A 26,652-nucleotide genomic window follows, 5' to 3' on the forward strand; every position below is an offset into this window, starting at 1 on the left:
GCGGCGGCGGGCCGCTCAGCGCAAGCGCCGCAGCACCACCGAATCGCCCGCGCGGCGCACCGCCTGCCAGCCCGGCGCGGCAAAGCCCGCGGGATAGCCCAGCACCCACACCGTGCCGATCCGCGGCGAAACCGCGGCCAGCGCTTCAGCCAGCCCCCTCTCGCCGTGGCAGGCGCGGTCGAACATCGCTGGCGCAGGCGCATGCTCGAAGGGGACGGCATCGGGGTTGTGCACCGTAAGCAGCTGCCCGCCGGGCATCTGCCACTGGCGATTGTCGAAGGCGCCGCGCCGGACCAGCGCATAGCCGGAGAGGTGCTCGCGCCTATCGAGATCCCAGCCGTCCCCCTGCCCGCAGCGGCTGAGAAAGAAGGTCACCATGTTGCTGCCGCGCGGCACCGCGTCCAGCACCGAAAGGCTGCGTGCGAACTGTGCATCGTGCGCCCGCGTGGCAGCCGCGTTGCCTGCCAGCCGCGCGCCCGCGAACAGCAGCCCGGCGATCGCAAGGCCAATGCGCAACATTTTCCCGCTGCCCGGCGCGGGCGCGGCTGCGACCAGGAACAACGTCACGATCAACGGCACCAGCCGCATGTCCGCATAGCGCGATCCCATGATCGTATCGGGCATCGCCAGATAGGCCAGGGCCAGCAGCACCGCCGCCAGCGCCAGCCCGCCGTGGCGCACGAACGCGGGCGAGCGCCAGAACCAGTAGATCAGCCCGCAGACCAGCAGCACCGAGCCGAAATCCCACGCCAGCCAAGCATCGCGCAGGGCCATCGGCAGCCAGCGGATCTTGTCGGCAAAGTGGGCATAGCTGAACGCTTCTGCCGGAGCGGGGCCGCCATGTGCGGCAAGCATTCCGGCCAGTGGCCCCGCCAGCAGCGGCACCACCGCCAACCCGGCATCGAACGCCGCGCGCACCCAGCCGCGCCCTTCGGCCCGGCCCCGCATCACGCCATCGGCAAAAGCGCCAATGCCGAACACCGCGAAACCGACGAGGTGGCACAGCCACAGCCCGAAGCCTGCCCCGACGAACAGCACCGCGCGCACGCGCAACCGGCCCGCACGGCCCAGCGCGATCCACGCCGCCAGCGCGAGCAGCGCCAGGGCGATCGACAAGGTGAAATTGAGGAACCCGAACTGGAACGGGAAGCCATAGGCAAACGGCAGCGCGAACAGCGCCGTCACCGTCACCCGGCCATGCGCCGCGCGCGACAGCAGCAGCACCCCCGCCACGTGCAGCCCGGCAATCGCGGCCACGATCACACGGATCGCCGGCTCCAGCCCGATCACCGGCGCCAGCCCCTGCACCAGCAGGTCGCTGCCGAGGTTGGGCAGCAAGGCCCAGTCGAACCCGTACCACTGCCGCAGCGCGGGCGAAGCACCGCCGTCGATCTGCACCCCATAGCGCGCCAGATGGCCGCCAAGGTCGATGAGCGGCGGCGTGGCGGCCAGCATCGCCGGGATCATTCCGGCCACGATCAGCGCGGCGATGAAATAGGAGCGCCCGATGAGGTCGTCCAAGCCGTCCGCCGGCCGGCTCCCCTCAGCGAAAACGAACGTGCGCGCCAGGACATAGAACGCGGCCGTGTAGGTGCCCATCGCTGCAACCTGGACCGCGATCGTACCCGAAAGCCCGGCCATCTGGCCGATCTTCAGCACCAGCAGGTTGCAGGCATAGGCCATGCCCGCCACCAGCACGAAACGCGGCAACTGCCGGCCGTGCCGTCCATCGCCAGCGCCGAACGTGAAACGGCGGTTGAGCGCATAGGAACAGACGAACCCGGCGGCATAGCCGGCGGCATTGGCCGCATAATCGCCAAGCCCCAGCCACAGCGCGATCTGGATCACCGCCAGCCCCAACGCGGTGTTGAGCACCCCCACGCTGGCGAAGCGCGCCGGCATCGACAGGCCGGCAGAAATATTCCTGGCCGAAAGATTCACGGACGCGCACCCAGCACGTATTGCCCGCCCAGCGGCCGCGCCGTCAGCGCACGCTCCAGCGGCCGCAGCCTGGCCAGCGCCTTGGGGAAGAACACCCGGTATTCGGTCCGCACGGTGGCGCCCTTGCGCGGCCGCCGCTTCATTTCGGGCGCGGTGATCAGCACCGCGTTTGCATCGAACGGGCACGAGGCGACGACGTGGCGAGTCAGCGGGTTCCACGGATTGTGTTCGTAGAGCACGAAAAGGCCGCCCGGCTTCAGCACCCGCCGCAGTTGCGCCAGCAAGGCGATGTGTCCGCTTTCCAGGATGTGGCGGAACACGCAGGCGGTAAAAACCAGATCGAAGCTGGCATCCGCGAAAGGCAGGGTCTGCCCGTCATAGGCAACATAGCTGGGGCCATCGCCGTGGAGCCGCCGCGATACGTCGAGCGAGCGCTCGGATACGTCGAGGCAGGTCAGCGCCGCATCCGGGAACGCATCGCGCAGCGGGCCTACCGCATTGCCGATGCCCGATCCGAAATCGAGCATGGTCTCCACCCGGCACTCCGCCGCCGCTGCCAGCCGCCTGGCATCACGCGCCTTGTAGGCGGCAAAAAAGTCAACGTCTTCGCCGCTGACACGGATCGAGGCGGCATGGTCCTGCCGATACTGGTCGCAATAGGCGTCGAATTCGGCCTGCGCGAACTGGCCGGCGGCCGGCTCCGCGCTCATCGCCCGTCACCGCCGCGCCGCACTTCGCGCACGATGTACATGGGCCGCCCCTTGGTCTCGATATACATCCGGCCAAGGTATTCGCCGAACACACCCAGCACGATCAGCTGCACGCTGCCCATGATCAGCGAGACGCCGATCATGCTGGTCCAGCCCGAAACGGTGCCATGCTGCAGCCACACGGCCAGCACCCAGCCCAGCAGCGCCAGCCCGGCCATGCCGAACAGCACGCCGCACAGCGAGGCCATGCGCAGCGGCTTGACCGAAAAGCTGGTGACCGCGTCGAACGCCAGCGCCAGCATCTTGCTCAGGGGATAGTGCGTCTCGCCCGCGAAGCGCGCTTCGCGGTGGTAGGGAATCGCCACCTGCCGGAAGCCGACCCAGCTCACCATGCCGCGCACGAAGCGGAAGCGTTCGGGCATCGCGTTCAGCGCATCGACCACGGGCCGCGTCATCAGGCGGAAATCGCCGGCATCGCGCGGGATGGCGATATCGATCATCTTTTCCAGCACGCGATAGAACAGCGCGGCACTGGCCTTCTTGAACAGCGTCTCGCCCTCGCGCGCCACGCGCTGGCCATAGACCACGTCGTATCCTTCGCGCACCAGCCGCATCATTTGGGGCAGCAGTTCGGGCGGGTCCTGCAGATCGGCGTCGATCACCAGCACCAGATCGCCCCGGCACACCTGCAAGCCGCAGGTCAGCGCCAGCTGGTGTCCGTGGTTGCGCGCCAGATCCACCCCCACGACATGGGCGGAGCGCGCCGCGTGCGCATCGATCAGCGACCAGGTCCCGTCGGTCGACCCATCGTTGACCAGCACGATCTCGTAGTCGCCGGGAGAGGCCGCCTCGCACACCGGCTCCAGCCGCGCCAGCAGCGCGTCGATCACCGGCGCCTCATTGTAGCAAGGTATCACGACCGACAGGCCGACCCGGCCCGGTTTGCGCCACGGCGCGACCGCGCCTTCGATCTGCCAATCCTGAAGGTCCTGAAGCATGACCGTGCTTATCCGGGCTTATGGTTAAACCCGCGTAAACGGACGGCGCCCACGATCAGGTCAGCGCGGCGCTCCATTCGGCATCCTTGAAGCCCACCAGCAGCCCGCCCGGATGCTCCACGATCGGCCGCTTGATCAGCGATGGCTGGGCCACCATCAGCCCGACCGCCTTAGCCGCATCGAGATCGGCCTTGTCCTCGTCCGACAGCTTCCGGAACGTGGTGCCGGCCTTGTTCAGCACCTTGTCCAGCCCGGCGCGCTCCACCCAGCCGGCGACTTGCGCCGCGTCCGCGCCCTGCTTCTTGTAGTCATGGAACGTGTAGGCGACGCCGTGCGCGTCCAGCCAGGTGCGCGCCTTCTTCACCGTGTCGCAGTTGGGAATGCCGTAAACCGTCACGCTCATCGTTCGGACCTGTCGAAGTGGTGGATGCGGGCCGGTTCGCCCGCCAGCAGGGTGTAGCTTTCGTAGTAATCGGCACGGCCCCGCGCCTGCACGGCGGCATGGTCCGCCTGCCTGCGCCAGCCGAGCGCCGCCGCCTCGTCCGCCCATTCGGACAGCGCGATCACTTCGCCGTCGTCGGCAGCGTAGCTCTTGAACGAGAGGAACCCCGGCTGCGCGCGGGCGAGGTCCTCCATCGCCTGCGCGTCGGCGGCATAGGCGGCGGCGTCGATGTCGGCGCGCTTGCGGTTGCGGAAGACGACGAGGTACATGGCCGTTCCATACCCCGGCCGCCGGGGTGGGCAATGGACTTTGTCGCCAAATTGCGACATGGCGCCAGCCCATGAGCCTGAACAGCTTCGGACACGTCTTCCGCTTCACCACCTGGGGGGAAAGCCACGGCCCCGCTCTGGGCGCCGTCGTCGATGGGTGCCCGCCGGGCCTGCCCATTTCGGAAAGCGTGATCCAGCCTTTCCTCGATGCGCGCCGCCCCGGCCAGTCGCGCTTCACCACGCAGCGGCAGGAACCCGATCAGGTGAAAATCCTGTCGGGTGTGTTCGAGGGCAAGACCGCCGGCACCCCGATTTCGCTGATGATCGAGAACGTCGACCAGCGTTCGAAGGACTATGGCGACGTGGCCAAGGCCTATCGCCCCGGCCATGCCGACTATGCCTATGACGCCAAGTACGGCTTCCGCGACTATCGCGGCGGCGGACGCTCCTCCGCGCGCGAAACCGCCGCGCGGGTGGCGGCGGGCGGCGTGGCGCGGCTGGTGATTCCCGAAGTGAAGATCACCGCCTGGGTCAGCGAGATCGGCGGCGACCGGATCGACATGGACCACTTCGACGCGGACGAGATCGGCCGCAACCCGTTCTTCTGCCCCGATTCGTGGGCGGCGGCACGCTGGGAAAAGATGGTCGACGAAGCCCGCAAGTCCGGCTCCTCGCTCGGCGCGGTGGTCGAATGCGCGGCCGAAGGCGTGCCCGCCGGCTGGGGCGCGCCGCTCTATGCCAAGCTAGATGCCGAGCTTGCCCACGCAATGATGGGCATCAACGCGGTGAAGGGCGTGGAGATCGGCGACGGCTTTGCCGCCGCGCGCAACACCGGCGAAGGCAACGCCGACCCCATGCGGCCCGGCAATGACGGCCCGACGTTCCTGGCCAACCACGCGGGCGGGATCGCCGGGGGCATTTCCACCGGCCAGCCGGTGACGGTGCGCGTGGCGTTCAAGCCGACCAGCTCGATCCTGACGCCCATGCCCACGATCACGCGCGAGGGCGAGGCGACCGAGCTGTTCACCAAGGGCCGCCACGATCCCTGCGTCGGCATCCGCGGCGTGCCCGTAGTCGAGGCGATGATGGCGCTGGTTCTGGCCGACCAGAAACTGCTCCACCGCGCCCAGACCGGCCGCTGACCTGAAGCGCACCTAAACGACACCCAAGGTGCGCTGAAGGGGCTTCTAGCGCCCCTTCCACACCGGCGCGCGCTTCTCGGCAAAGGCGCGCGCGCCCTCGCCCGCGTCCTCGCTCTGGCGCCATGTGGCAAATGCTGGATAGTCCGCCTGGTTGCGCATCGCATCGGCCACGCCCGGCTCGTCCAGCCCGCGCATCACCGCTTCCTTCGACGCGCGGATCGACAGCGGCGCGCCTTTCAGGATGGCATCGACCCAGCGCTGCGTCGCCGCCGCCAGATCGCCGTCGGGCACCACTTCGGTCACGAAGCCCAGCCGTTCGCCTTCGGCCGCGCTCACCCGGCGGGAGGCGAGGATCATGCCCATCGCCTGCTTCAGCCCGATCTGGCGGGCGAGGCGGTGGACGCCGCCGCCCAGCGCTACCGCGCCGACCAGCGGTTCGGGCAGGCCGAAGCTCGCGCTTTCGGCGGCGACGATGATGTCGCAGGCCAGCGCCACTTCGAACCCGCCGCCCAGCGCTAGGCCGTTGACCGCCGCGATGAACGGCTTGGGACAATCGAAGCGCTCGATCAGCCCGGCGTAGCCGTGTGCCGGGTAGCCTTTGTGCCCGTGCTCCACCACCGACTTGAGATCGCTTCCCGCGCAAAAGCCCCGGCCATCGCCGGTCACCACGCAGATCCACTGGTCCGGATCGGCGGCAAAGGCGTTGAACGCGGCTTCCAGTTCATCGTGCATTGCCGCGTCGATCGCGTTGAGCACATTCGGCCGCGCCAGCGTGACGGTGGTGACCGGCCCCGCGCGCTCCACTCTGATCCTGTCCATGCGGCATCCCTCGTGCTGTTTGCGCCAAGCCTAGGGACGCATTCCGGCGATGACTAGGGCGGGGATGACCGGTCCAGCAACGTTGCCGCCGCCACCTTGCTCCGTTAGTCTCTCTCGCAACAATATTGCGAAGGGACCGGAAACTTGGGCAGGCGCCTCACCCTCTACATCGTGATCGCCATGGTGCTCGGCATCGTGACGGGCTTCGCGCTCAACCGCGTCTACCCGGCCGGCAGCGAGACGCTGGCGTCGATCGCCGACACGCTCAAGCTGATGCCCGAGGTGTTCCTGCACCTGATCAAGATGATCATCGCGCCGCTGATCCTGGCGACGCTGGTGACGGGCATCGCCGGCATGGGCGACAGCGCCGCGCTCGGCCGGATCGGCGGGCGGGCGCTGGCGTGGTTCATCACCGCCAGCCTGATCTCGATCGGGCTGGGCCTGCTGCTGGTCAACCTGTTCAAGCCGGGCGTGGGCCTGCAGTTCACCGCCGCCGGCCCGGTGGGCGATCTCGCCACGGCCGATTTCACGCTGCGCCACTTCGTGCTGGAGATCTTCCCGACCAGCGTGTTCGAGGCGATGGCCAAGAACAACGTTCTGCAAATCCTGGTCTTTTCGCTGTTCGCGGGTGTCGCGCTCTCCGCCATCGGCGAGAAGGGCGCGCCGCTGGTGCGCGGAGCGGAAGCGCTGGCCACGCTGATGCTGACGATCACCGACTACGTCATGCGCGTCGCGCCGCTGGCGGTGTTCGGCGCGCTCGCCTCCGTGGTGGCGACCAAGGGCCTGTCGATCATCCTGACCTACGGCGTGTTCGTGTCCGAGTTCTTCTTCGGCCTGACGCTGCTGTGGGTGATCCTGTTCGGCCTTGGCGGTATCTTCCTGGGCAAGCGCGTGATCCTGCTGGCACGCTATATCCGCGAGCCGCTGCTGCTGGCCTTCTCCACCGCCAGTTCGGAAAGCGCCCTGCCCAAGCTGTTCGAGCAGCTCGACCGCTTCGGCGTGCCGCGCCGCATCTCGGGCTTCGTGCTGCCGCTGGGCTATTCGTTCAATCTCGATGGCTCGATGATGTACACCAGCTTCGCGACGATGTTCATCGCGCAGGCCTATGACATCCCGCTGTCCGCCGGGCAGCAGATCGCCATGCTGCTGACGCTGATGGTCACGTCCAAGGGCATCGCCGGCGTTCCGCGCGCGAGCCTTGTGGTCATCGCCGCCACGCTGACCCAGTTCGGCCTGCCGGTGGAAGGCATCGCGCTGCTGCTGGGGGTGGACACCTTCCTCGACATGGGACGCACCGCGACGAACGTGGTGGGCAACGCCGTGGCGACCTCGGTCATCACCAAGTGGGAGGGGATGCTTCAGGTGCCGATGGATCCGGACGCGCCGGAGGCGCTGCCCCCGCACGACACGCCCGAGCATGGGCGGCGCGGGCTGCATCTCGACCCGGAGCAGTAAGAGTCCGGCGCGGCACGGCGGCGGAGGCAGGGTGCCGCTCCGCCGTGCCGCGCCGCTACTTCACCAGTTCGATCGGCTGGAACTGGCCCAGCCCGCACGAACCGCGCGAACCGGCCGGGGTGCCGGTCTGGATCACGGTGATGATGTCAGTACTGCACAGCTGCGACTGCGAGGTCGCGTAGGAAAACGCCTGCTCGAAGCCGAGGCCGCTACACCGGTAGGGCAGCGTGTTGCGATACCACTTGTTGCCCAGCGTGCGGAAATCGATGGTCCAGTCGTCGCGCACGCGGCTTTCGGAAATCTGCGCGAGCGGCAGGCAGCTGAGCGCCGCGCCAGTGGGACGCGCCGCGGGTACGTCCTTGCCGTGGCCGTCGTTGCCACGCGTGGTGGTGGGGGCACAGGCCGACAGCGCAACAATCGCCGCCGCCGGCACGATGAGACGCAGCACGTTCATGGCTTGCTCTCCTTCTGGCGCCTGCCTTATTTCTTGTTCGGCGCCCTGGGCGTCTTCACCGGCTCCGGCTTCGCGCCCTTCTGCAATACCTTCGCCTTGTAGCCGCAAAGGTCAACCACCGGGCAGCGCCAGCATTCGGGTGTGCGTGCCTTGCAGATGTAGCGGCCGTGGAGAATCAACCAGTGGTGCGCGCCGACGCGGAACGGCTGCGGCACCTTCTTTTCCAGCTGCTTCTCGACCGCGAGCGGGGTCTTGCCCTTGGCCATGCCCGTGCGGTTGCCCACGCGAAAGATGTGCGTATCGACCGCGAAGGTTTCCGCGCCGAACGCGCAGTTGAGCACGACATTGGCGGTCTTGCGCCCCACGCCGGGCAGCGCGGTGAGCGCATCGCGGTCCGCCGGCACTTCGCCGCCATGCTCGCGCACGAGGATTTCCGCCATGGCGATGACGTTCTTCGCCTTGGAATTGAACAGGCCGATGGTCTTGATGTGCGCCTTCAGGCCTTCCTCGCCCAGTTCCAGCATCTGTGCGGGCGTCTTGACCTCGGCGAACAGCTTGCGCGTCGCCTTGTTGACGCCGACGTCGGTCGCCTGCGCCGACAGCGTCACCGCCACCAGCAGCTGGTAGACGTTGCCGAATTCCAGTTCGGTCTGCGGATCGGGGTCGGCCTCGGCCAGCCGCCGGAAGAATTCGAAGACGTCGTCCTTCTTCAAAGGTCGAGCACTTCCGGCATGGTGTAGCGGCCTTCCGGCCTGCCGATCAGCCATTCCGCTGCGCGAATCGCGCCCCGCGCGAAAATGCCGCGGTTCTCGGCCAGATGCGACAGCGTGAGCCGTTCGTTGTCGGCCAGGAAATGCACCGAATGGTCACCCGCGACGGTGCCTCCGCGCAAGCTGGCGAAACCGATGGTGCCCGGCACGCGCGCGCCGGTGATGCCGTCGCGGCCGCGCACGGCCTCGTCCGACAGGTCCGTGCCGCGGCCGCGCGCCGCCGCTTCGCCCAGCAGCAGCGCGGTGCCCGAAGGCGCATCGACCTTCATCCGGTGGTGCGCCTCGACGATCTCGATGTCCCAGTCATCGCCCAGCCGCGAGGCCGCCTCGCGCACCAGATGCGCAAGCAGCGTGACGCCGAGCGAGGTGTTGCCCGTCTGGAGTACGGGGATGGAGACGGCGGCCGCATCGACCAGCCAGTGATGGCGTTCCTCAAGCCCCGTGGTGCCCACCACGATCGGCACGCCGGCATGGATCGCGGCGTCGAGATTGTGCTCCAGCGCGACCGGCGCGGAGAAATCGACCAGCACGTCGCTGTCCTGCGCCAGCGCCAGAGGATCGCCGCCCTTGTCGATACCGCCGGCATAATCATGCCCTGCGGCCATGATGGCCGCTTCCAGAGCCTGGCCCATCCGGCCCGCGTTGCCGATAATCCCGATACGCGCCACAACAACCTCCTACGGCCCCGTCATGCCGAACTTGTTTCGGCATCGCTGGTGCCCCACACCCTTAGCCGTCCTTGCGGCACATTGGACCCCGAAACAAGTTCGGGGCGACGACGGAGAAGCGAACCCGTGCACGTGCGCAACATCGTGATCCTGACCGGCGCCGGGGTTTCGGCGGAAAGCGGCATCGACACCTTCCGCGATGCCGGCGGACTGTGGGAACAGCACCGGGTGGAGGACGTGGCCACGCCCGAAGCTTTCGCGCGCGATCCCGATCTGGTCCACCGCTTCTACGATATGCGCCGCGCCGCGATCCAGACCAAGCAGCCCAATGCCGCGCACGCCGCGCTGGCCCGGCTGGATCGCGAATGGCCGAAGAAAGCCGGCGGCGAAGTGCTGATCGTGACGCAGAACGTGGACGACCTGCACGAAAGAGGCGGCGCATTGAACGTGCTGCACATGCACGGCGAGCATCTCACCGCGTGGTGCGCGGCGTGCGATGCGCGGCACCGCTGGACCGGCCCCTTGTCGCACCGGCCGCCCTGCCCTGCCTGCGCCGCCCCGGCGCTGCGCCCGGACGTGGTGTGGTTCGGCGAAGTACCCTACCGCATGGACGAGATCTTCGCGGCGCTGCGCGAGGCGGACCTGTTCGTTTCCATCGGCACGTCGGGCGCGGTCTATCCCGCCGCCGGTTTCGTGCGCGCGGCGCGCGATCTGGGCGCGCGGACGCTCGAACTCAATCTGGAGCGCTCGCAGGGATCGGCCTGGTTCGACGAAACGCGGCTGGGCCCGGCGACCGAGATCGTGCCCGCGTGGGTGGACGAGATGCTGGGCTAGACGAGAGGCTAGCCGGCTGACCCGCCGCAGCCCCTGCATTCGGGATCGCGCGCAATCTTCATCGTGCGCAGAGAGGGCTTCAGCCCGTCGAGGACGTGAAGCTGGCCCCACTGGGGATCGCCCAGCGTGGAGACGCCTTCGAGCAGCACGCGCATCGCCGCCATCGCACCGAAGGCCCCGACCATGCCGACCATCGCGCCCAGCACGCCCAGATCGGCGCACGTGTCGCAATCCTCGGCATCGAAAGCGTCGCCCACGAAGCAGCGGTAGCAGGAGTGGCCTTCGCGGTGTCCGGCGAAGTTGGCCACCTGCCCCTGGAACCGTCCGAGCGCCGCACTGGTGAGCGGAATGCCCGCCGCGACGCAGGCATCGGACACCGCCAGCCGCGTGGCGAAGTTGTCACAGCCATCGAGCACCACGTCCGCCCCGGCGATCAGCTCGCCCGCGTTATCCCGCGTGACGCGCAGCACATGGGGCGTGACGGCCAGCGCCGGGTCGAAGCGACGTGCCCAGTCGGCGGCGGCCTCGGCCTTCGAGCGGCCGATGTCGCCCACCGTGTAGATCGTCTGGCGCTGGAGGTTCGACGCCTCCACCACGTCATCGTCGATCAGCGTCAGCCGGCTGATTCCAGCGCCGGCGAGGTATTGCAGCGCGGGCGAGCCGATGCCGCCCATGCCGACCAGCACGACATGCGATTGCACCAGCCGCGCCTGCCCCGCGCCACCAACTTCGGGCAGGACGATGTGGCGGGCGAAACGGTCGATGCGATCGGCGTCGAGTGTCATGTCCCGCGCCTTAAAGGCAAAGATCGGCGAAGGCGAGGGCGGCGCGATTGCCCGCGTGACAATCGGCGTGCGCTCGCGCAGGCTGGTCAAAACAGACCAGAGGGGAACAGGAATGGCTGAACTATCAGGAAGAGTGGCGCTCGTTACCGGCGCTTCGCGCGGGATCGGGGCCGCTACCGCGCGTGCGCTCGCCGCCGCCGGCGCCAAGGTGGCCGTCACCGACCTTGCCGCGCCCGATGCGCTGGCGGCCGAGATCGGCGGGCTTGCCCGCGCGCAGGACGTGACGAGCGAGGCCGACTGGGCGGCGACGATGGAATGGCTGCGCGCCGAAGCCGGCGGGCTGGACATCCTCGTCAACAACGCCGGGCTGTTCCTGATGAAGCCGCTGATCGAGACCACGCTGGAGGAATGGCAGCGCCTGCACCGCGTGAACGTGGAAGGCGTGTTCCTGGGCACCCGCGCCGCGATCCCGCTGCTTGCCGAGCGTGCCGCGAAGTGGCCGGGGGGCGCCTCGGTAATCAACCTCTCGTCGATGGCGGGGCTGGTCGGATCGGCCGGGGCGGCGTGCTACAACGCCTCGAAAGGCGCGGTGCGGCTGTTCACCAAGGGCGCAGCACTGGAACTGGCGCCTTCTCGCATCCGCGTGAACTCGGTCCATCCGGGCGTGATCGAGACGGCGATGGGCGACGAAGTGGTCCACGGCCTCTCCGGCCTGACCGGCATGGGCGAGAACGAGGCGCGGTCGGTGGCGAATCAGCTCCACCCGCTGGGTCACATGGGCCAGCCGCAGAACGTGGCCGATGCGATCGTCTTCCTCGCCTCGGACAAGGCCGCCTTCATGACCGGCAGCGAAGTGGTCGTCGATGGAGGCGCCACCGCGGGCTGACGCGCCCGGGGCCGGCTGACGCACGAAGGGGCGCAGGGGTTTGCTGCCCCTGCGCCCCTTCGTCGTTTCCCGTCAGTCTTCGAGCTGGCGCAGCAGCGTGCGCACATCGCCGTCCATGTCGGCATCGCGCGAGCGCAGTTCCTCGATCAGGCGCACCGCGTGGATCACGGTGGAATGGTCGCGCCCGCCGAACTTGCGGCCGATCTCCGGATAGGAGCGCGGCGTCAGCACCTTGGCGAGGTACATCGCGACCTGGCGCGGGCGCACCACCGCGCGGGCACGGCGCTTGGAAGCCATTTCCGTGCGGTCGACGCGGTAGAACTGGCAGACCGTGCGCTGGATCTCGTCGATGGTGATGCGGCGGCGGTTGGCCGAGAGGATGTCGGTCAGCTGTTCTTCGGCCAGCTGGAGCGACACCGGCTGGCCGGTGAGCTGCGCGAAGGCGACCAGCTTGTTGAGGCCGCCGACGAGTTCGCGCACGTTGCGGTTGATCGTGCGGGCGAGGAACTCGACCACGTCCGATGGAACCGGCGTGCTGGTGAAGCGGGTCAGGCGGTGTTCGAGGATCTTGCGGCGCAGCTCGATGTCGGCGGGCTGGATATCGGCGACCAGGCCCATCGACAGGCGCGAGAGCAGGCGCTGCTCCACCCCGTCCAGCGCCTGGGGCGCACGGTCGGCGGCGACGACGAGGCGCTTGCCCGCGCTCATCAGCGCGTCGATCGTGTGGAGGAATTCCTCCTGCGTGCTCGACTTGCCGATGATGAACTGGATGTCGTCGACCAGCAGCAGGTCGAAACCGCGCAGGCGCGACTTGAACTCGATCATCTCGTTCGAGCGCATGGCCTGAACGAATTCGATCATGAACCGCTCGGCCGAGCAGTAGAAGATGCGCGCGCCCGGCTTGTTCGCGGCATAGGCGTGGCCGATGGCATGAAGCAGGTGGGTCTTGCCCTGGCCGGTCGACCCCTTGAGGTAGAGCGGAGAGAACTGCGGCGTTTCCAGCGCCGCCATGCGCTGCGCGGCGTTGACCGCCAGCACATTGGCCGAACCCGAAACGAATTCGGCGAAGGTCAGCGAAGGGTCCAGCCCGGTCATTGCCGAATCGGCAACCATCGGGGCGGCGGGAATGCGCTGCGCGGGCTGGATGGGCTCCGCCCCGGCAAAGCCGCTGCCCGAAAAGGCACTGCCACCCACACGCAGTTCCGGCATCGCCCGACGACGCGGATGCACGGTGATTCGCACCTGGCGCACTTCTGCGCGGGCGATCTTCCATGCAAGGCTGAGACGATCGGCAAAACGGTCCGCCACCCAGTTGGCAGAGAATTCGGTCGGCAGGAACAGGTCCAGCGTGCCGGTCTCCTTGCAGAAGCTGCCAAGCTGGATCGGCTTGATCCACTGGCTGTGCAACTGCGGCCCCAGGTCCTTCTTCAGGCCCTGGCTGATGTCGGCCCAGTCGGCTGCCAGATCCAGCGCTTCCTGGTCCTCGATCATTGTACCGTCACGTCCCTTCTTCATATTCCCGGCCGACGCCGATGTCTTGTTGATGCCGGCGCCACGCCCGGCGCCGCCACTGCCGTATTCGTCTGTTTTCACGCGCAGCCGCCCCGCATCCCTGCCTGCATAAGTGCCCCCTCTGCAGACATGACCATACCCCAGCCCGGAACGCGCCTTTTTGACACGCCGGACTCTGTTTCAATCGATTTTCGTGACACCGGCCGGACGATCACCCTGCTTGAACAGAGGCCCCCGCCACCGCCGGTTCGACCTGTCTATTGGCCGACGCGGGGTCTGCGCAAGCGGCGCCTCGCAAAAAAATTGAAATAAACCGGCTTGACTCAACGGGGCCCCGCAGAACTCCATTAAGATATTGTTTTAAAACGATTTTCCCGAAACTCGCCCGCGAATCGCGATGATTCCGTGACTTCGTCGTAACGGGCGGTGTGACAAGCGCTGTCACACGCCACAAAAAGAAAATGGCCGGCGTTCGCCACGCCGGCCACGTTCCTTTTTTGTGCTGTCCATACCCCATCGGGGTACGGCCAAAGCGAATCAGAGAGAAGCGACTCGCTTGGTCAGGCGCGACATCTTGCGCGCCACGGTGTTCTTGTGGAGCACACCGCGCGCCACGCCGCGCGCCAGCTCAGGCTGCGCAGCCTTCAGCGCTTCAGCCGCCGCGTCCTTGTCGCCGCCAGCGAGCGCGGTCTCGACCTTCTTGACGAAGGTGCGGATGCGCGAAAGGCGGTTGCCGTTGATTTCGGCGCGATGTTCGTTGCGGCGGATGCGCTTGCGGGCTTGCGGCGTGTTGGCCATGTGGTTCCTGTTTCTGTCCTCTGGGGGGCCATCCTGAGGGACGCCCATGCATCTTGGCGGAAAGCGGGAAAGCCCTCCGGAAAGCGGCGCCCATAACGCCACAGCGGTTGCCGGTCAACAGATTCGCCGCATTCTGGCGCTCTCGCGTCAGATCCAGCCTGCGAGTTCGCGCCGGACAAGCGTTTCCAGCAGGCCGATTCCCGCCTCGCCCGCGTTGAGGCAGGCGAGCGCCGCAAAATGCGTGCCTCCGGCAGCGAGGAAATCGTCGCGGCCGCGAATCGCCAGCTCCTCCAGCGTTTCCAGGCAGTCGGCCGAGAAACCGGGCGCCGCGATGGCCACGCGCTTCGTGCCGCTTCGGGCTTCCGCGGCGAGAACCGCATCGGTTGCCGGCTCCAGCCATTTCGCCCGGCCGAAGCGCGACTGGAACGCGGTTTCCACCCGGAGGCCCGGATGCGTCGCGGCGAAGGCCTCGCCCACCAGGCGGGCGGTCTTGCGGCAATGACAGTGATAGGGATCGCCCAGATGCAGCGTGCGCTCCGGCATTCCATGGAAGCTGAGCAGCAGCACTTCGGGCGCGAAATCGAGCCCCGCGATCTGGGCGGCGAGATCGGTGTGGAGCGCGGCGATGGCAGCGGGATCGTCGTGATAGGGGGGCAGCGTGCGCAGCGCGGGCAGGCGCCGGCGTGCCTTGATCCAGTCGGCGAGCGCATCGAGCGCGCTGGCGGTCGTGGCGCCCGAATATTGCGGATAGAGCGGGGCGACCAGGATGCGCTCGCACCCGGCTTCGAGCAGGGCGTCGAGTTCCTTTGCCATCGCCGGGCTTTGATAGCGCATGGCATGGCGCACGATCGCCGCATCGCCCAGCCGGGCCTGAAGCGCGCGCGCCTGCGCGGCGGTGATCGCGGCGAGCGGCGAGCCTTCGTCGCTCCATACCTGGGCATAGGCATGGGCGCTCTTTTTCGGCCGCGTGTTGAGAATGATCCCGCGCAGGATCGGCTGCCACAGCAGCGAGGGAATCTCGACCACGCGCTTGTCCGACAGGAATTCACGCAAGTAGCGCTTCACCGCGCCGGCATCGGGCGCGTCGGGCGTGCCGAGGTTCACGAGCAGGACGCCCACTTTCCCCGTGGCGATGGCGGGGTCACCGGCGGGACGGAAATCAGGCATCACAGACCTTCGGACAGGAGCGGCAGCCGGCGGAAACGCAGGCCGGTCGCCGAAAACAGGGCGTTGGCGATGGCGGGAGCGACGGCGACCATGCCAAGCTCGCCAGGATCGAACGGATCCTCGTTTGAATCGGCAAAGGCAACATCGACCTTGGGGCAATCGGCAAGCAGGGGCAGCCCCAGCCCGGCCAGCCGCGCCGATTGCGGCAGGCCGGCGGCATAGGCGGTGCTGCCGCCGATCGCCTGCGCCAGCCCGAACACCAGCCCCCCCTCGATCTGCTGGCGGGCAATATCGACATTCACGATCCGGCCGATGTCGACATAGGCGGAAAGCCGCTCGACCCGGATGGCGCCTTCCTCCTGCCGGGCGGTGGCGACCACGGCGATCATTCCGCTGCGCTGGCCCGAGCCATCGGCCGAAGACGCGGCAAGGTCCATGCGATGGCAGGCGATGCCCTGACCCGAGGCATCGGCGCCGCCGCCCCACATCGCCAGCCGCGCAACGCCTTGCAGGCAAGCGACAAGGCGCGGCTGGCCCGCCAGCATCGCCACCCGGAACGACAGCGGCTCAGCCCCGGCGAAGTGCGCGCACTCGTCCACGAAGCTCTCGGTGAAGAAGGCGGTGTAGCCATGGGCGTTGCCGCGGAACCGTCCGGTGGGCAGCGGCAGGGTGGCGGGCACATGGTCGGCCGCCTTTTCGGGAATGGCGTAGAGCGGCAGCGCGCCTTCGCACGCCAGCGGATCGGGCTTGCCGTGCGCGGCGGCGAGCGCGGCGGACACGCTCGTTTCATCGAGCAGGCGGGTGCCCGCCTCGATCGCGGTGGCGGGCAACGCCATGCGCGTGCGCCAGCCGAGCAGGCGCTGCTTGTCCGGGCTCATCGCGGCGGACAGCAACGCCGAGACCGGCGCGCGCGGGAACGCGGCGAGCGATTCCTGCCAGCGCGACCATACCAGCTGCACCGGCCGCCCCAGCGCTTTTGCGAGCGCCGCGACTTCCGAGGCAACGCGCACGTCGAGCCGCGCATCGAAACTGCCGCCGGCGTGCATCGGGTAGACGATCACATGGCGGCGGGCGACGCCGGCGGCGCGCGCCGCGGCGCGGCGGGCGAGTTCGGGCGCCTGCGTGGGCAGCCACAGTTCCAGCCGGCCTTCCTCCAGCCGCGCAGTCGCAGTGGCGGTTTCGAGCGGGGCGTGGAGCGCCGGCTCGACATCGTAGCGCGCCACAAGACTGGGCTTGCGCAGCAGTTCGGTGGGATCGCCGTCGGCGGCGAGGCGGGTGGGCCGCCCCTTGCGCAGTGCGGCGTCCATGCGCGCTTCGAGCGCACCGGTATCCGCGATGCGGCCAGCGGCCTTGAAGCGCGGGTCCATCGCTTTCAGCGCCTTGTCCGCGGCGTGCCAGGTGGTGCCCGCGGCGGCGAGCCAGCGCTTGGCATGGACCACGCCGACCAGCCCCTTCACATCGGCGGCGGCGGCCTTGTCATAGCTCGCCAGCACGCTGTCGCCCTGCGGCCCATGCGCGATGGCAGCGAAGACCATGCCGGGCAGGCGCACGTCCCCGGCGAAGACGAAGCTGCCGTCGGCCTTGGCGGGAAGATCGAGGCGCGGGTAGCGCGGGCGCGAGCCTTCGGGGAAGGCGCCCGGCTTTTCGCGCGGCGGCTCGGCGCGCAGCACCGGCGGATCGGGCGGTTCGTAGCCGGCGGCGGCCGGCAGCAGCTGCGCGAACGAGAAACGCCGCTGGCCCGAGACGACCGCGTGATCGCGCGCATCGCAGGTTTCCCAGCCGACGCCCCACTTGTCCGCCGCCGCCATCGACAGCATCGCCCGCACGCCCGCCGCCGCTGCGCGCAACGGCGCCTCGAACGCGGCGAGCGCGGTGCCTTCGGCGGTGATCATCATCGGCTCGCGCTCGGCGTGAAGGCGGGCGAGCGTATCGGTGGGGGCATCGGCGAGCGACGGCGCCAGCGGGAGCCATAGCGGCGCCCAGCGCGCGGCGAGCACCGGATCGGCATAGACCGGGCTGACCGGTGCGGGCTCCACCCCCACGCGCCGCCAGTCCGCGCCGATCTCCATCGCCACGATCTGCGCGACCAGCGTGGTGATCCCCTGCCCCATCTCGCAGAACGGGACGGCGACGCTGATGCTGCCGTCCCGGCTCATGCGGATGAAGCTGTCGAAAACGTGCTCGCCCTCGCCCGCGACCAGCGGGCTGGCATAGTGCCGCGGGACAAGCCCGAACGCGACGATGAGGCCCCCGGCGGCGCCGGCGCCGATCAGCAGGCCCCGCCGGGTGACCCTCACCGGGTCATTTCCGCTGGTCGAGCCAGCCGAGCACCGCGCGGGCGATGCGCGCGAACGCTTCGGCCTGCGGACCTTCCCCCGCCGCCGGGGGACGCCCGCCGTCGCTGTCCTGCCGGATCGACAGGTCGAGCGGGATGCGGCCGAGGAAAGGCAGGTTCATCGTCTTCGCCGCCGCTTCCGCGCCGCCGCTGCCGAAGGGATCGCTCTCCTCGCCGCAATGCGGGCAGACATAGCCGGCCATGTTCTCGACCATGCCGATGATCGGGACCTGTGCCTGCTCGAACAGGCCGATCGCACGGGTCGCGTCCATCAGCGCCAGATCCTGCGGGGTGGAGACGATGACCGCGCCCGCCGGCTTGTGCTTCTGGAGCATGGTCAGCTGCACGTCGCCGGTGCCCGGCGGCAGGTCGACCACGATGATCTCGGTATCGCCCCAGTGCGCGTCGATCAGCTGGTTCAGCGCATTGCCGGCCATCGGCCCGCGCCAGGCGATTGCCTGCCCCGGCTGGACCAGGTGGCCCATCGACAGCATCGGCACGCCCCACGGGCTCTGCACCGGGTGCATCTTGTTGCCTTCCGCCTCGGGCCGGCGGCCTTCGGTGGCAAGCAGGCGCGGCTGCGAGGGGCCATAGATGTCGGCATCGACGAGGCCCACCTTGCGTCCCGCCTTCGCCAGCGCGACCGCGAGGTTTGCCGAAAGCGTCGACTTGCCCACGCCGCCCTTGCCCGAACCGACCGCGATGATCAGCGGCGCCCGCTTTTCGGCGGTCATCGCCACGCGCACTTCGGCGGCGCCCGCCTTGCGCGCGGCATCGCGCACGGCCATCTCCAGCTTGTCGCGCGCGAGCCGGTCCATCCCGCCCACTTCGAGCACGATCGTCGCCACGCCGTCCTTCGCGTTGGCAGACTGCACCCGCTGTCCGGCAACCTGCTGCACCGCATCGTGCAGTGCCTTTTCGTCAAGGCTCACGTCATATCCCGCGCTGCGGCCCCAAGGGCCCTCTTCGCGCTGTCCCCTAGCAAGGAAAATTGGGAGGGAGACACTGTTTTTCGCCGCGCGGGTTCCTATAACGAACGGATGATGATTTTCGGCGGACGAGTTGCGCGCCCCGGTCCCATGGCGGGCACCGCGAGCGCGATGGCGGGAAAGAAAAGCCCATGGGGCGGTTCGGGGGACGACGGTTCGGACGAGGGATCGTCCACCGGCGGCGCGCCCGCGGCACCCGAAGGCAAGCGTCCGTCCGCGGATGGCCCATCCTCCACGCCTCCCCCTCCGCAGAGCGGCCCGCGCAATCCGTGGCTTCCCCCGGCATCGGGCGGTGATGGCCGCAAGGGACCGAACATCGAGGAACTGTTCCGCAAGCGCGGCGGCGGTAACGGCGGCGGCGGTGGGCGCGGCCCCGGCTTCCGCCTGCCGCAGCGGCCCGATGGCAAGTCCTGGCTGCCGCTGGGCGTGGCCGCGTTCGTGGTGGTGTGGCTGGGCACGTCGATGGTTCACCGCATCGCCCCGCAGGAACAGGGCGTGGTCACCACGTTCGGCTCGTACAGCCGCACGCTCCATCCCGGCATGACTTTCACGCTGCCCTGGCCGATCCAGTCGGTCGCGACCAAGGACGTCACCTCGATCCGCCGGGATTCGATCCCCGAAGGCGAGGGCGAGAAGCTGATGCTGACCGCCGACCAGAACCTGGTCGACCTCACCTACCTCGTCCGCTGGAACATCAAGGACCTCAAGCTGTACACGTTCCAGCTCGCCGAGCCGGACCAGACCGTGCGCGAAGTGGCCGAGGCGGCGATGCGCTCATCGATCGCCGAAGTTTCACTGAACGACGCCATGGGCGCCGGCCGCGCCACGATCGAGCAGAACGTGCGCGACCGGATGCAGCGCGTGCTCGATGCCTATCACTCGGGCGTGAAGATCCAGGGCGTGGAGATCAAGAAGACCGACCCGCCGACCAAGGTCGTCGATGCCTTCAAGGAAGTGCTCGCAGCGCAGCAGGACGCGCAAAGCGAAGTGAACCGGGCCGAAGCCTGGGCGCAGCAGCTGACCGCGCGCGCGCAGGGCGAGGCCGCGGCCTTCGACAAGGTTTACGAGCAGTACCGGCTCGCCCCCGAGGTGACCCGTCGGCGCATGTACTACGAAACGATGGAGCGCGTGCTGAGCCAGACCGACAAGGTGATCGTGGAGACGCCCGGCGTGAATTCATACCTGCCGCTGCCCGAGATCAAGCGCACGGCGCCTGCCGACGGCACCACGGTGGAGGGCAAGTAAGATGAACACCCTCGAACGCCTCTGGCAGGAACAGAAGATCGCCATCGTGGCGCTTGCCGCCGCGATCATCGCGCTGTCGAGCTGCCTGATCGTGGTGCCCGAAACGCAGCAGGCGGTGATCGTGCGGCTGGGCGAGCCCCAGCGCGTGGTCAACCGCTTCCGTCCCAATGCCGATTTCGGCCAGACCGGCGCCGGGCTGGTGTGGCGCATCCCCTTCTTCGAGCAGGTGGTCTGGGTCGACAAGCGCGTGATGGACGTGGACCTGGAACGCCAGCAGGTGACCAGCGCGGACCAGCGCCGCCTGGAGGTGGACGCCTATGCCCGCTTCCGCGTGATCGATCCGGTCAAGATGTATGCCACCGCCGGCACCGCCGACCGGGTCTCCGAACAGCTCCAGCCGATTCTCAATTCGGTGCTGCGGCAGGAACTGGGCAAGCGCACGTTCGCCTCGCTGCTGACCGCCGAGCGCGGGCAGGCCATGGCCAACATCCGCAAGGGGCTGGACAACGAAGCGCGCGAATATGGCGCGCAGGTGATCGACGTGCGGATCAAGCGGGCCGACCTGCCCGATGGCGCTCCGCTTGAATCGGCGTTCACCCGGATGTCCACCGCGCGCCAGCAGGAAGCGGCGACGATTCGCGCAGGCGGCCTGAAGAACGCCCAGATCATCCGCGCCGAGGCCGAAGCGAATGCCGCCAAGACCTATGCCGCCAGCTTCGGCAAGGACCCGGCGTTCTACGACTTCTACCGCGCGATGCAGAGCTATGACACGACCTTCGCGCAGAAGGGATCGAGCACCGCGATCGTTCTTTCGCCGGACAACGAATATCTGAAACAATTCCGCGGAAAATGACGGGAACGCGCCCATTCAAATCCCGTTCATGCGACGAAGCGTGAATCGCCGAGCGGGATCGGGCGCGGGAATCCGCCGCAAAACGGAACTTGGACAAAGAGGAAAGAGCCACGTGCGATACGCTTACGGAGTAACTACGGCGCTGCTCCTTGCCGGCAGCGCAGCAACGCTCGTGACGGGCTTCCCTGCCGGAGCCCAGGTGGCGCAGAACGACAGCGCGCAGATTCAGGCGATGGTCCCGCGCGGCGGCGCTCCCGCCAGCTTCGCGGACCTGACCCAGCAACTGCAGCCGGCGGTGGTCAACATCTCGACCCGCCAGCGCGTGAAGGTTGCGCCCAACAACCCCTTCGCCGGCACGCCTTTCGGCGACCTGTTCGGCGGCGGCCAGGGCCAGGGCGGCCAGACGCGCGAGGCGCAGTCGCTCGGCTCGGGCTTCGTCATCTCGGCGGACGGCTATGTCGTCACCAACAACCACGTCATCACCGCCGACGGGCAGGGGCAGGTCGAATCGATCACCGTGACGATGACCGACGGCACCGATTATCCGGCGAAGCTGGTCGGCCGCGATGCGGCGTCGGACCTCGCCGTGCTCAAGATCACCGGCACCAAGCCGTTCCCGTTCGTGAAGTTCGGCGATTCGCGCCATGCCCGCGTGGGCGACTGGGTGATCGCCATCGGCAACCCGTTCGGCCTTGGCGGCACGGTGACCAGCGGCATCATCTCGGCGGTCTATCGCAACACCGGGTCCGGCTCGGCCTATGACCGCTATCTCCAGACCGACGCTTCGATCAACCGCGGCAACTCGGGCGGTCCGATGTTCGACATGTCGGGCAATGTGATCGGCATCAACAACGCGATCTTCTCGCCCACGGGCGGCAGCGTAGGCATCGGTTTCGCGATTCCCGCGGAAATCGCGGCGCCTATCGTGGAGAAGCTCAAGAACGGCCAGGCGATCGAGCGCGGCTACCTGGGCGTGCGCATCCAGCAGCTGTCGGACGATCTGGCTGCCTCGCTGGGCCTCGCCAAGAACCGCGGCGAGTTCATCCAATCGGTCGAACCCGGCCAGGGCGCGGCCAAGGCCGGGCTCCAGGCGGGCGACGTGGTCGTCAAGGTCGATGGCAAGGACGTTACCCCCGAACAGACGCTGTCGTTCATCGTGGCCAACACCGCGCCGGGCAAGCGCATCCCGATCGAACTGATGCGCAACGGCCAGCGACTGACCGTGCAGGCCGTGGTCGGCAAGCGCCCGAGCGAGGAGGAACTGGCCCAGAACACCTTCGACCCCGACGCGCAGGACGACGACAACAGCGGGTTTGCCAAGCCGGGCGCCGAAAAGCAGACCTCCGGCCCGGCGATCCAGCAGGCGCTGGGCATCGCCGCGATCCCGCTGACCACGCAGATCGCCCGCCAGCTGGGCGCCAGCGAGGACACGCGCGGCGTGGTCATCACCGCGGTCGATACCTCGGGCGATGCGGCGACCAAGGGCCTCCAGCGCGGCGACATCGTGCTGTCGGCCAACTACAAGCCGGTCACCACGCTGGCCGAACTGGAAGCCGTGGTGCGTCAGGCCAAGGCCGAGAACCGCGAAGCCGTGCTGCTGCGCATCCAGCGCCGCGGCCAGCCCGCGATCTACGTGCCGGTGCGCCTGCGCTGATCCGCGGCTCAGACACCAGGCCATGAAAAAGGCCGCTCCGGACGATCCGGGGCGGCCTTTTTCTTTGGCGAGATCAAGCCGTCAGTAGGTCGACGGCGGATCGCTGGCGGGGAAGCTGCTGTCGGCGGCATCGTCCACCTTGTCCCACTTCACCGGGTCGGACCGCATCCCCTCGGTGCCGGCAGAGCGGACCTTGGAGAAATTGGCGCCCGGCTGCTCGCCATGCGCGAAGGCGGCCGGCGTGGTGGCGCCGTTGTCCTTGAACTTGTTCCAGATGAAGTATCCTGCCGCACCCACGGCGGCCAATCGAAGCAGACCCATGTTCGTCTCCTGTATCCGGTCGGGCTTGCACCCGTCGGAAAGGCAACGAACGGAACCGCGATTGGTTCGCGCGCGAGGTCGGAAAAAGGCGGCGCCCGGCCTTAAGGCGTGGATGGACCGCTGCCCCGCGTCACGCCCACCTGCGGCAAGGGACGCGGCGATCCGCCCGGCGGATAGCGCGTCGCCCCGGACGACATCGGCCGCTGGCGCCCCGCCGGATCAGGCTGCTGCTGCCCGGTCGCGCGGTCGAGGAAATCGTCGTTCGCGGCGGGCGCCGCACCATAGCCGCCGGAGCTGCCATCATCGACGGGCACGCCCTGGTCAGGAGCGCCCTGACCGTCCTGCTGCTGGCGCCGGCCGCCCTGATCCACCACGTTGCCATTGGGATCGACGTAGAAATAGTCGTCGGGGTTGTTCTGCAAGACCTCGTCGTCCGGCTCAAGCTGCCACTGGGGCAGCTTGAGTTCGGTTTCGAACTTTTCGACCGGACGCTTCGCCGTTGCCACCTTCATGTAGGCGGCAAAGGCGCGCGCGGGCGCGGTGCCGCCCTGCAGGCCGGGAACAGGCTTGGCGTCGTCGCGGCCCATCCACACGCCGGTGGTGATCCCGCTGGAGAAGCCGAGGAACCAGCCGTCCTTGTTAGAGCTGGTGGTGCCGGTCTTGCCCGCGACCGGGCGGCCGATCTGCGCGGCGCGGCCGGTGCCGGTGCTGACCGCGGTCTGGAGAAGGTCGGTGATCGCCGCCGCGACATAGGTCGGCACCAGCTGCTGCTGGGTATCGGGCCGGTGGCTGTAGAGCACCTCGCCGTCGGTGGTCGTCACCTTGCGGATGCCATAGGGCACAACGGAAGTGCCCTTGGCCTGCACTTCGGCAAAGGCGCGCACCATGTCGATCACGCGCACATCGCTGGTGCCCAGCACCATCGAGGGCTGCGTGTTGATCGGTGTGGAGATGCCGAAGCGCCGTGCCATGTTGGCGACCGCGCCGAAGCCCACCTCGTTGCCGAGCTGCGCGGCGACGGTGTTCTTGGAATAGGCGAAGGCGGTGCGCACGTCGATCGGGCCGGCATAGGTGCCGCCGGAATTGCGCGGGCTCCAGCCCTGGATGGTGACGGGCTCATCGACCACGCGGTCGTCGGGCGTGTAGCCCGCTTCCAGCGCGGCGAGATAGACGAACAGCTTCCAAGCCGACCCCGGCTGGCGCACCGCGTTGACCGCGCGGTTGTAGTTGCTGGTGACGTAATCGGTGCCGCCGACCATCGCCAGCACCCCGCCGTCGCGGTCCACGCTGACCAGCGCGCCCTGCACGCCGCTCGGCACATTGCCCTGGAGCGAGGACGTCGCCGCGCGCTGCGCCACGGGATCGAGCGTGGTCCACACCTCGATCGGCTGCTCGATATCGGGCAGCAGCAGGTCGAGCTGCGGCAGCACCCAGTCGGTGAAGTAGCGGGCCGAGTTCTGGCCCTGCTCCGGCGCCAGCTTCACGGCCTTGAGATTGGCCGCGGCGGCTTCAGCGGGCGTGATCGCGCCGGCGGCCTGCATCGTCTGGATCACCACGGCAGCGCGGTCGACAGCGGCCTGCGCATCGGCGGTGGGCGAATAGTGCGAGGGTGCCTTGACCAGCCCGGCAATGATCGCGGCCTCTTCCAGGCTCAGCTGATCGCCGGGGTGCCCGAAGAACTTGCGCGCGGCCGAATCGACGCCGTAGGCGCCGCCGCCAAAGTAGACCTTGTTGAGATAAAGCTCGAGAATCTGGTTCTTGGTGAACTTGCTCTCGATCGCCATGGCCAGCACGGCCTCGCGGATCTTGCGGTCGAAGGTGCGGCTGTTGTTGAGGAAGATGTTGCGCGCCAGCTGCTGCGTGATGGTCGATCCGCCCTGCCGCCAGCGCCCGGTCTCAAACCGCACCATGACCGAGCGCACGATACCGATCGGATCGACGCCCCAGTGATCGCGGAAGCGCCGGTCCTCGACCGAGATCATCGCGTCCTTCATCACCTGCGGGATGCGCGAATAGGGCACCCACTTGCCATAGCTTGGCCCCAGCGTGACGATTTCCGACCCGTCGTTGGCGCGCACCACGATCATCTGGCCGGCCTGGCTCGATTTGAGCCGCTCGTAGCCGGGCAGCGAGCGCGCGGTGATAAGCACCGCGACCGCCACGCCCAGCGCACCGAGCAGGGCAAAGCCCCCGCCCCACACGATCAGGCGGCGCATCATGCGGCCAAGGAACGAACCCTCGCGCTCGGACCGCGACGATCGGCGATCCGGTTCAGGGCGGCGGGGCGTGTCCCGTCTGGCCATCGGTTTCCTGTTGTTCCCTCAGTCTTGTCGGCACGACCCGCGCCGGCCCAGCAAGGACCGGCTGCGCGCGCCATGCATAGGCGATTTGTAACACAGGGTTAATCGGAACTTTTGCCGCGGCGGGGGCCGCGCCGCGCGCCGTCAGTCTTTCGGCTCGAAATCGAGCGCCGCGCTGTTCATGCAATACCGCAATCCGGTGGGCGCGGGACCATCGGGAAAGACATGGCCCAGGTGTCCGTCGCAGCGCGCGCAGCGCACTTCGGTGCGGATCATGCCGTGCGAGGTGTCGGTATGCTCGTCGACCATTTCAGGCTCGACCGGGGCGGTAAAGCTGGGCCAGCCGCAGCCGCTGTCGAACTTGGCATCGGAGGTGAACAGCGGCGCGCCGCAACCCGCGCAGAAATATTCGCCCGGCGCCTTGTTGCCGTCGTACTTCCCGGTGAAGGCCCGCTCGGTCCCGGCCTGGCGAAGAACGTGATATTGCTCGGGCGTCAGGCGCTCGCGCCATTCGGCGTCGGTCAGGTTGAGCTTGTCGGCCATTTGGGGGGATCTCCTTCGGCGCGGGATATGGGGCGCAGGCCGGCGCGGCTCAAGGGCGTGTCAGTAGTGCGACTTGGTATCCGGCTTCGCGAGGTCGTAGCAGTGGCCGATCTCGTATTTTTCCACTCCGCCCTCTCCGTCGAACGCTTCCTTGAGCATGGCGTCATGCGCCAGCGCGATGGTGGCATCGGCTTCGTCCCCGCTCTTGCCCGCGGCGACCAGCGCCTCGTGCTCACGCGCGGAAAGCACGGATGCCAGCGTCTTGAGATCCTGCGCCGCGGGAGTCAGCCCCTCGCGCGCATGAAGTTCGTCGAAGGCGATCGAGAGGATCGCCGTGCAGCGTAGCAGGTCGGGGGTCTTGAGCGGCGGGACAGCGCGGTCCAGCCGGGCGAGGCACGGCTTGATGGCCGCCGCGAGCGCCGCATCGGGATCGCTGCCGGCCGTGTGCTGAAGCTCCGCCACGTCTGCGGTGAGCAGATCGCGGACCTGTTCGCGCGAAAGGCCAGCCTCTGCGCCCACGCGGGCGCCGACATCGGCGAAGTAGCGCTTGCCCCGCACCGCCAGCGGCGGGAACGCGAGCGCGCTTTCGCTGCCGCGCTGCTGCTCCGACGCGCCAATCGCCAGCGTGGCGGCGCAGCGCAAGTCGGCGCGGTGCTCTGTCGTAAGGCGCGACAGGTCCGGGGTGGCCGACGGCGCCGGAGGCGATGTCGCGATCAGGGCAAAGGCGGCGGCGATCAGGGCTGGCGTGCGCATCGCCCGGCT

Annotated in this window: 26 protein-coding genes; 7 read left to right on the forward strand and 19 right to left on the reverse strand. The window is 68.3% G+C overall.

Going from position 1 to position 26,652, the window contains the following annotated elements:
• Positions 1 to 15: 15 nt before the first annotated feature.
• From OLX02_RS10715 to OLX02_RS10735, 5 genes are read right to left on the reverse strand one after another with little or no spacing between them, the layout of a single operon-like run.
• Positions 16 to 1,941, reverse strand: coding sequence for a GtrA family protein (locus OLX02_RS10715; protein WP_264422677.1), 1,926 nt, complete (start codon positions 1,939 to 1,941; stop codon positions 16 to 18).
• Positions 1,938 to 2,651, reverse strand: coding sequence for a class I SAM-dependent methyltransferase (locus OLX02_RS10720; RefSeq protein WP_264422679.1), 714 nt, complete (start codon positions 2,649 to 2,651; stop codon positions 1,938 to 1,940). The genes OLX02_RS10715 and OLX02_RS10720 overlap by 4 nt, the downstream gene beginning before the upstream one ends.
• Positions 2,648 to 3,649: a glycosyltransferase family 2 protein gene (locus OLX02_RS10725; protein WP_264422680.1), complete on the reverse strand. Its 1,002-nt coding sequence runs from the start codon at positions 3,647 to 3,649 to the stop codon at positions 2,648 to 2,650. The genes OLX02_RS10720 and OLX02_RS10725 overlap by 4 nt, the downstream gene beginning before the upstream one ends.
• A 55-nt stretch (positions 3,650 to 3,704) precedes the next feature.
• Positions 3,705 to 4,052 carry an arsenate reductase gene (locus tag OLX02_RS10730; protein ID WP_264422682.1) on the reverse strand — a complete coding sequence of 116 codons (348 nt, stop codon included), beginning with the start codon at positions 4,050 to 4,052 and terminating at the stop codon, positions 3,705 to 3,707.
• Positions 4,049 to 4,360, reverse strand: coding sequence for an antibiotic biosynthesis monooxygenase family protein (locus OLX02_RS10735; protein ID WP_264422684.1), 312 nt, complete (start codon positions 4,358 to 4,360; stop codon positions 4,049 to 4,051). Before OLX02_RS10735 ends, OLX02_RS10730 begins: the two co-directional genes overlap by 4 nt.
• A gap of 71 nt (positions 4,361 to 4,431) precedes the next feature.
• Between OLX02_RS10735 and aroC the strand changes: the two genes are divergently transcribed.
• Positions 4,432 to 5,502, forward strand: a complete 1,071-nt coding sequence (gene aroC / locus OLX02_RS10740; protein WP_264422686.1) for a chorismate synthase — start codon at positions 4,432 to 4,434, stop codon at positions 5,500 to 5,502.
• Between the two features lie 45 nt (positions 5,503 to 5,547).
• Here the strand turns inward: aroC and OLX02_RS10745 are convergent, their stop codons facing one another.
• A complete protein-coding gene (locus tag OLX02_RS10745; protein ID WP_264422688.1) occupies positions 5,548 to 6,321 on the reverse strand; it encodes an enoyl-CoA hydratase-related protein in 774 nt (257 codons plus the stop codon).
• Positions 6,322 to 6,465: 144 nt separating this feature from the next.
• On the opposite strand from OLX02_RS10745, the gene OLX02_RS10750 reads away from it, so the two are divergent.
• A complete protein-coding gene (locus OLX02_RS10750; protein WP_264422690.1) occupies positions 6,466 to 7,776 on the forward strand; it encodes a dicarboxylate/amino acid:cation symporter in 1,311 nt (436 codons plus the stop codon).
• 55 nt (positions 7,777 to 7,831) lie between these two features.
• Here the strand turns inward: OLX02_RS10750 and OLX02_RS10755 are convergent, their stop codons facing one another.
• Genes OLX02_RS10755 through dapB form a run of 3 tightly spaced genes read right to left on the reverse strand, consistent with a single transcriptional unit; the run spans position 7,832 to position 9,668 of the window.
• Positions 7,832 to 8,230 (reverse strand): hypothetical protein, encoded by a 399-nt coding sequence (locus tag OLX02_RS10755; protein ID WP_264422691.1) that lies wholly within the window; start codon positions 8,228 to 8,230, stop codon positions 7,832 to 7,834.
• 26 nt (positions 8,231 to 8,256) lie between these two features.
• Complete coding sequence (nth, locus tag OLX02_RS10760; protein ID WP_264422693.1) at positions 8,257 to 8,943, reverse strand: endonuclease III; 687 nt, start codon at positions 8,941 to 8,943, stop codon at positions 8,257 to 8,259.
• Positions 8,940 to 9,668, reverse strand: coding sequence for a 4-hydroxy-tetrahydrodipicolinate reductase (gene dapB / locus OLX02_RS10765; RefSeq protein WP_264422695.1), 729 nt, complete (start codon positions 9,666 to 9,668; stop codon positions 8,940 to 8,942). Before dapB ends, nth begins: the two co-directional genes overlap by 4 nt.
• A 126-nt stretch (positions 9,669 to 9,794) precedes the next feature.
• Here dapB and OLX02_RS10770 point away from each other — a divergent pair, with 126 nt between their 5' ends.
• Positions 9,795 to 10,502 (forward strand): NAD-dependent deacylase, encoded by a 708-nt coding sequence (locus tag OLX02_RS10770; RefSeq protein ID WP_264422696.1) that lies wholly within the window; start codon positions 9,795 to 9,797, stop codon positions 10,500 to 10,502.
• A gap of 8 nt (positions 10,503 to 10,510) precedes the next feature.
• Here OLX02_RS10770 and OLX02_RS10775 read toward each other — a convergent pair whose 3' ends face one another.
• Entirely contained in the window at positions 10,511 to 11,287 is a 777-nt protein-coding gene (locus tag OLX02_RS10775) for a HesA/MoeB/ThiF family protein (RefSeq protein WP_264422697.1), read from the reverse strand.
• Positions 11,288 to 11,399: 112 nt separating this feature from the next.
• On the opposite strand from OLX02_RS10775, the gene OLX02_RS10780 reads away from it, so the two are divergent.
• Entirely contained in the window at positions 11,400 to 12,173 is a 774-nt protein-coding gene (locus OLX02_RS10780) for a glucose 1-dehydrogenase (protein WP_264422698.1), read from the forward strand.
• A gap of 72 nt (positions 12,174 to 12,245) precedes the next feature.
• On the opposite strand, the gene dnaA is transcribed toward OLX02_RS10780, so the two are convergent.
• The 5 genes from dnaA to OLX02_RS10805 form a co-directional block, all read right to left on the reverse strand.
• The gene (dnaA, locus tag OLX02_RS10785; protein ID WP_264422770.1) at positions 12,246 to 13,664 is read right to left on the reverse strand and encodes a chromosomal replication initiator protein DnaA; all 1,419 of its coding nucleotides are present in this window, start codon (positions 13,662 to 13,664) and stop codon (positions 12,246 to 12,248) included.
• Positions 13,665 to 14,222: 558 nt separating this feature from the next.
• Entirely contained in the window at positions 14,223 to 14,483 is a 261-nt protein-coding gene (rpsT, locus tag OLX02_RS10790; RefSeq protein WP_264422699.1) for a 30S ribosomal protein S20, read from the reverse strand.
• 147 nt (positions 14,484 to 14,630) lie between these two features.
• A complete protein-coding gene (hemH, locus tag OLX02_RS10795; protein ID WP_264422700.1) occupies positions 14,631 to 15,650 on the reverse strand; it encodes a ferrochelatase in 1,020 nt (339 codons plus the stop codon).
• Positions 15,650 to 17,947 (reverse strand): molybdopterin cofactor-binding domain-containing protein, encoded by a 2,298-nt coding sequence (locus OLX02_RS10800; RefSeq protein ID WP_264422701.1) that lies wholly within the window; start codon positions 17,945 to 17,947, stop codon positions 15,650 to 15,652. The genes hemH and OLX02_RS10800 overlap by 1 nt, the downstream gene beginning before the upstream one ends.
• 4 nt (positions 17,948 to 17,951) lie before the next feature.
• The gene (locus OLX02_RS10805; RefSeq protein WP_264422772.1) at positions 17,952 to 18,719 is read right to left on the reverse strand and encodes an Mrp/NBP35 family ATP-binding protein; all 768 of its coding nucleotides are present in this window, start codon (positions 18,717 to 18,719) and stop codon (positions 17,952 to 17,954) included.
• 366 nt (positions 18,720 to 19,085) lie between these two features.
• On the opposite strand from OLX02_RS10805, the gene hflK reads away from it, so the two are divergent.
• The 3 genes from hflK (at position 19,086) to OLX02_RS10820 (ending at position 22,726) form a co-directional block, all read left to right on the forward strand.
• Positions 19,086 to 20,219: a protease modulator HflK gene (gene hflK / locus OLX02_RS10810; RefSeq protein WP_264422702.1), complete on the forward strand. Its 1,134-nt coding sequence runs from the start codon at positions 19,086 to 19,088 to the stop codon at positions 20,217 to 20,219.
• A gap of 1 nt (position 20,220) precedes the next feature.
• Positions 20,221 to 21,072 carry a protease modulator HflC gene (gene hflC / locus OLX02_RS10815; RefSeq protein ID WP_264422703.1) on the forward strand — a complete coding sequence of 284 codons (852 nt, stop codon included), beginning with the start codon at positions 20,221 to 20,223 and terminating at the stop codon, positions 21,070 to 21,072.
• A 112-nt stretch (positions 21,073 to 21,184) separates the two neighbouring features.
• Entirely contained in the window at positions 21,185 to 22,726 is a 1,542-nt protein-coding gene (locus tag OLX02_RS10820) for a Do family serine endopeptidase (RefSeq protein ID WP_264422704.1), read from the forward strand.
• Positions 22,727 to 22,807: 81 nt separating this feature from the next.
• On the opposite strand, the gene OLX02_RS10825 is transcribed toward OLX02_RS10820, so the two are convergent.
• The 4 genes from OLX02_RS10825 to OLX02_RS10840 form a co-directional block, all read right to left on the reverse strand.
• On the reverse strand, positions 22,808 to 23,047 hold the full coding sequence (locus tag OLX02_RS10825) for a hypothetical protein (protein WP_264422705.1): 240 nt from the start codon (positions 23,045 to 23,047) through the stop codon (positions 22,808 to 22,810).
• A gap of 101 nt (positions 23,048 to 23,148) precedes the next feature.
• The gene (locus OLX02_RS10830; RefSeq protein ID WP_264422706.1) at positions 23,149 to 25,350 is read right to left on the reverse strand and encodes a transglycosylase domain-containing protein; all 2,202 of its coding nucleotides are present in this window, start codon (positions 25,348 to 25,350) and stop codon (positions 23,149 to 23,151) included.
• 141 nt (positions 25,351 to 25,491) lie between these two features.
• Positions 25,492 to 25,890: a peptide-methionine (R)-S-oxide reductase MsrB gene (msrB, locus tag OLX02_RS10835; RefSeq protein ID WP_264422707.1), complete on the reverse strand. Its 399-nt coding sequence runs from the start codon at positions 25,888 to 25,890 to the stop codon at positions 25,492 to 25,494.
• Between the two features lie 60 nt (positions 25,891 to 25,950).
• Positions 25,951 to 26,643 (reverse strand): hypothetical protein, encoded by a 693-nt coding sequence (locus OLX02_RS10840; protein WP_264422708.1) that lies wholly within the window; start codon positions 26,641 to 26,643, stop codon positions 25,951 to 25,953.
• Between the last annotated feature and the right edge of the window lie 9 nt (positions 26,644 to 26,652).

It is taken from the genome of Novosphingobium sp. KCTC 2891 (genome assembly GCF_025938155.1).
In the GTDB taxonomy this organism is placed as follows: domain Bacteria; phylum Pseudomonadota; class Alphaproteobacteria; order Sphingomonadales; family Sphingomonadaceae; genus Novosphingobium.

Bases quoted from the DNA above. Each gene is read 5' to 3' on its own strand.
- OLX02_RS10720 (WP_264422679.1), bottom strand. From the start codon at position 2,651: ATGAGCGCGGAGCCGGCCGCCGGCCAGTTCGCGCAGGCCGAATTCGAC.
- OLX02_RS10725 (WP_264422680.1), bottom strand. From the start codon at position 3,649: ATGCTTCAGGACCTTCAGGATTGGCAGATCGAAGGCGCGGTCGCGCCG.
- OLX02_RS10730 (WP_264422682.1), bottom strand. From the start codon at position 4,052: ATGAGCGTGACGGTTTACGGCATTCCCAACTGCGACACGGTGAAGAAG.
- OLX02_RS10735 (WP_264422684.1), bottom strand. From the start codon at position 4,360: ATGTACCTCGTCGTCTTCCGCAACCGCAAGCGCGCCGACATCGACGCC.
- aroC (WP_264422686.1), top strand. From the start codon at position 4,432: ATGAGCCTGAACAGCTTCGGACACGTCTTCCGCTTCACCACCTGGGGG.
- OLX02_RS10745 (WP_264422688.1), bottom strand. From the start codon at position 6,321: ATGGACAGGATCAGAGTGGAGCGCGCGGGGCCGGTCACCACCGTCACG.
- OLX02_RS10755 (WP_264422691.1), bottom strand. From the start codon at position 8,230: ATGAACGTGCTGCGTCTCATCGTGCCGGCGGCGGCGATTGTTGCGCTG.
- OLX02_RS10775 (WP_264422697.1), bottom strand. From the start codon at position 11,287: ATGACACTCGACGCCGATCGCATCGACCGTTTCGCCCGCCACATCGTC.
- OLX02_RS10780 (WP_264422698.1), top strand. From the start codon at position 11,400: ATGGCTGAACTATCAGGAAGAGTGGCGCTCGTTACCGGCGCTTCGCGC.
- dnaA (WP_264422770.1), bottom strand. From the start codon at position 13,664: ATGATCGAGGACCAGGAAGCGCTGGATCTGGCAGCCGACTGGGCCGAC.
- rpsT (WP_264422699.1), bottom strand. From the start codon at position 14,483: ATGGCCAACACGCCGCAAGCCCGCAAGCGCATCCGCCGCAACGAACAT.
- hemH (WP_264422700.1), bottom strand. From the start codon at position 15,650: ATGCCTGATTTCCGTCCCGCCGGTGACCCCGCCATCGCCACGGGGAAA.
- OLX02_RS10805 (WP_264422772.1), bottom strand. From the start codon at position 18,719: ATGACCGCCGAAAAGCGGGCGCCGCTGATCATCGCGGTCGGTTCGGGC.
- hflK (WP_264422702.1), top strand. From the start codon at position 19,086: ATGGCGGGAAAGAAAAGCCCATGGGGCGGTTCGGGGGACGACGGTTCG.
- hflC (WP_264422703.1), top strand. From the start codon at position 20,221: ATGAACACCCTCGAACGCCTCTGGCAGGAACAGAAGATCGCCATCGTG.
- OLX02_RS10825 (WP_264422705.1), bottom strand. From the start codon at position 23,047: ATGGGTCTGCTTCGATTGGCCGCCGTGGGTGCGGCAGGATACTTCATC.
- OLX02_RS10830 (WP_264422706.1), bottom strand. From the start codon at position 25,350: ATGGCCAGACGGGACACGCCCCGCCGCCCTGAACCGGATCGCCGATCG.
- msrB (WP_264422707.1), bottom strand. From the start codon at position 25,890: ATGGCCGACAAGCTCAACCTGACCGACGCCGAATGGCGCGAGCGCCTG.
- OLX02_RS10840 (WP_264422708.1), bottom strand. From the start codon at position 26,643: ATGCGCACGCCAGCCCTGATCGCCGCCGCCTTTGCCCTGATCGCGACA.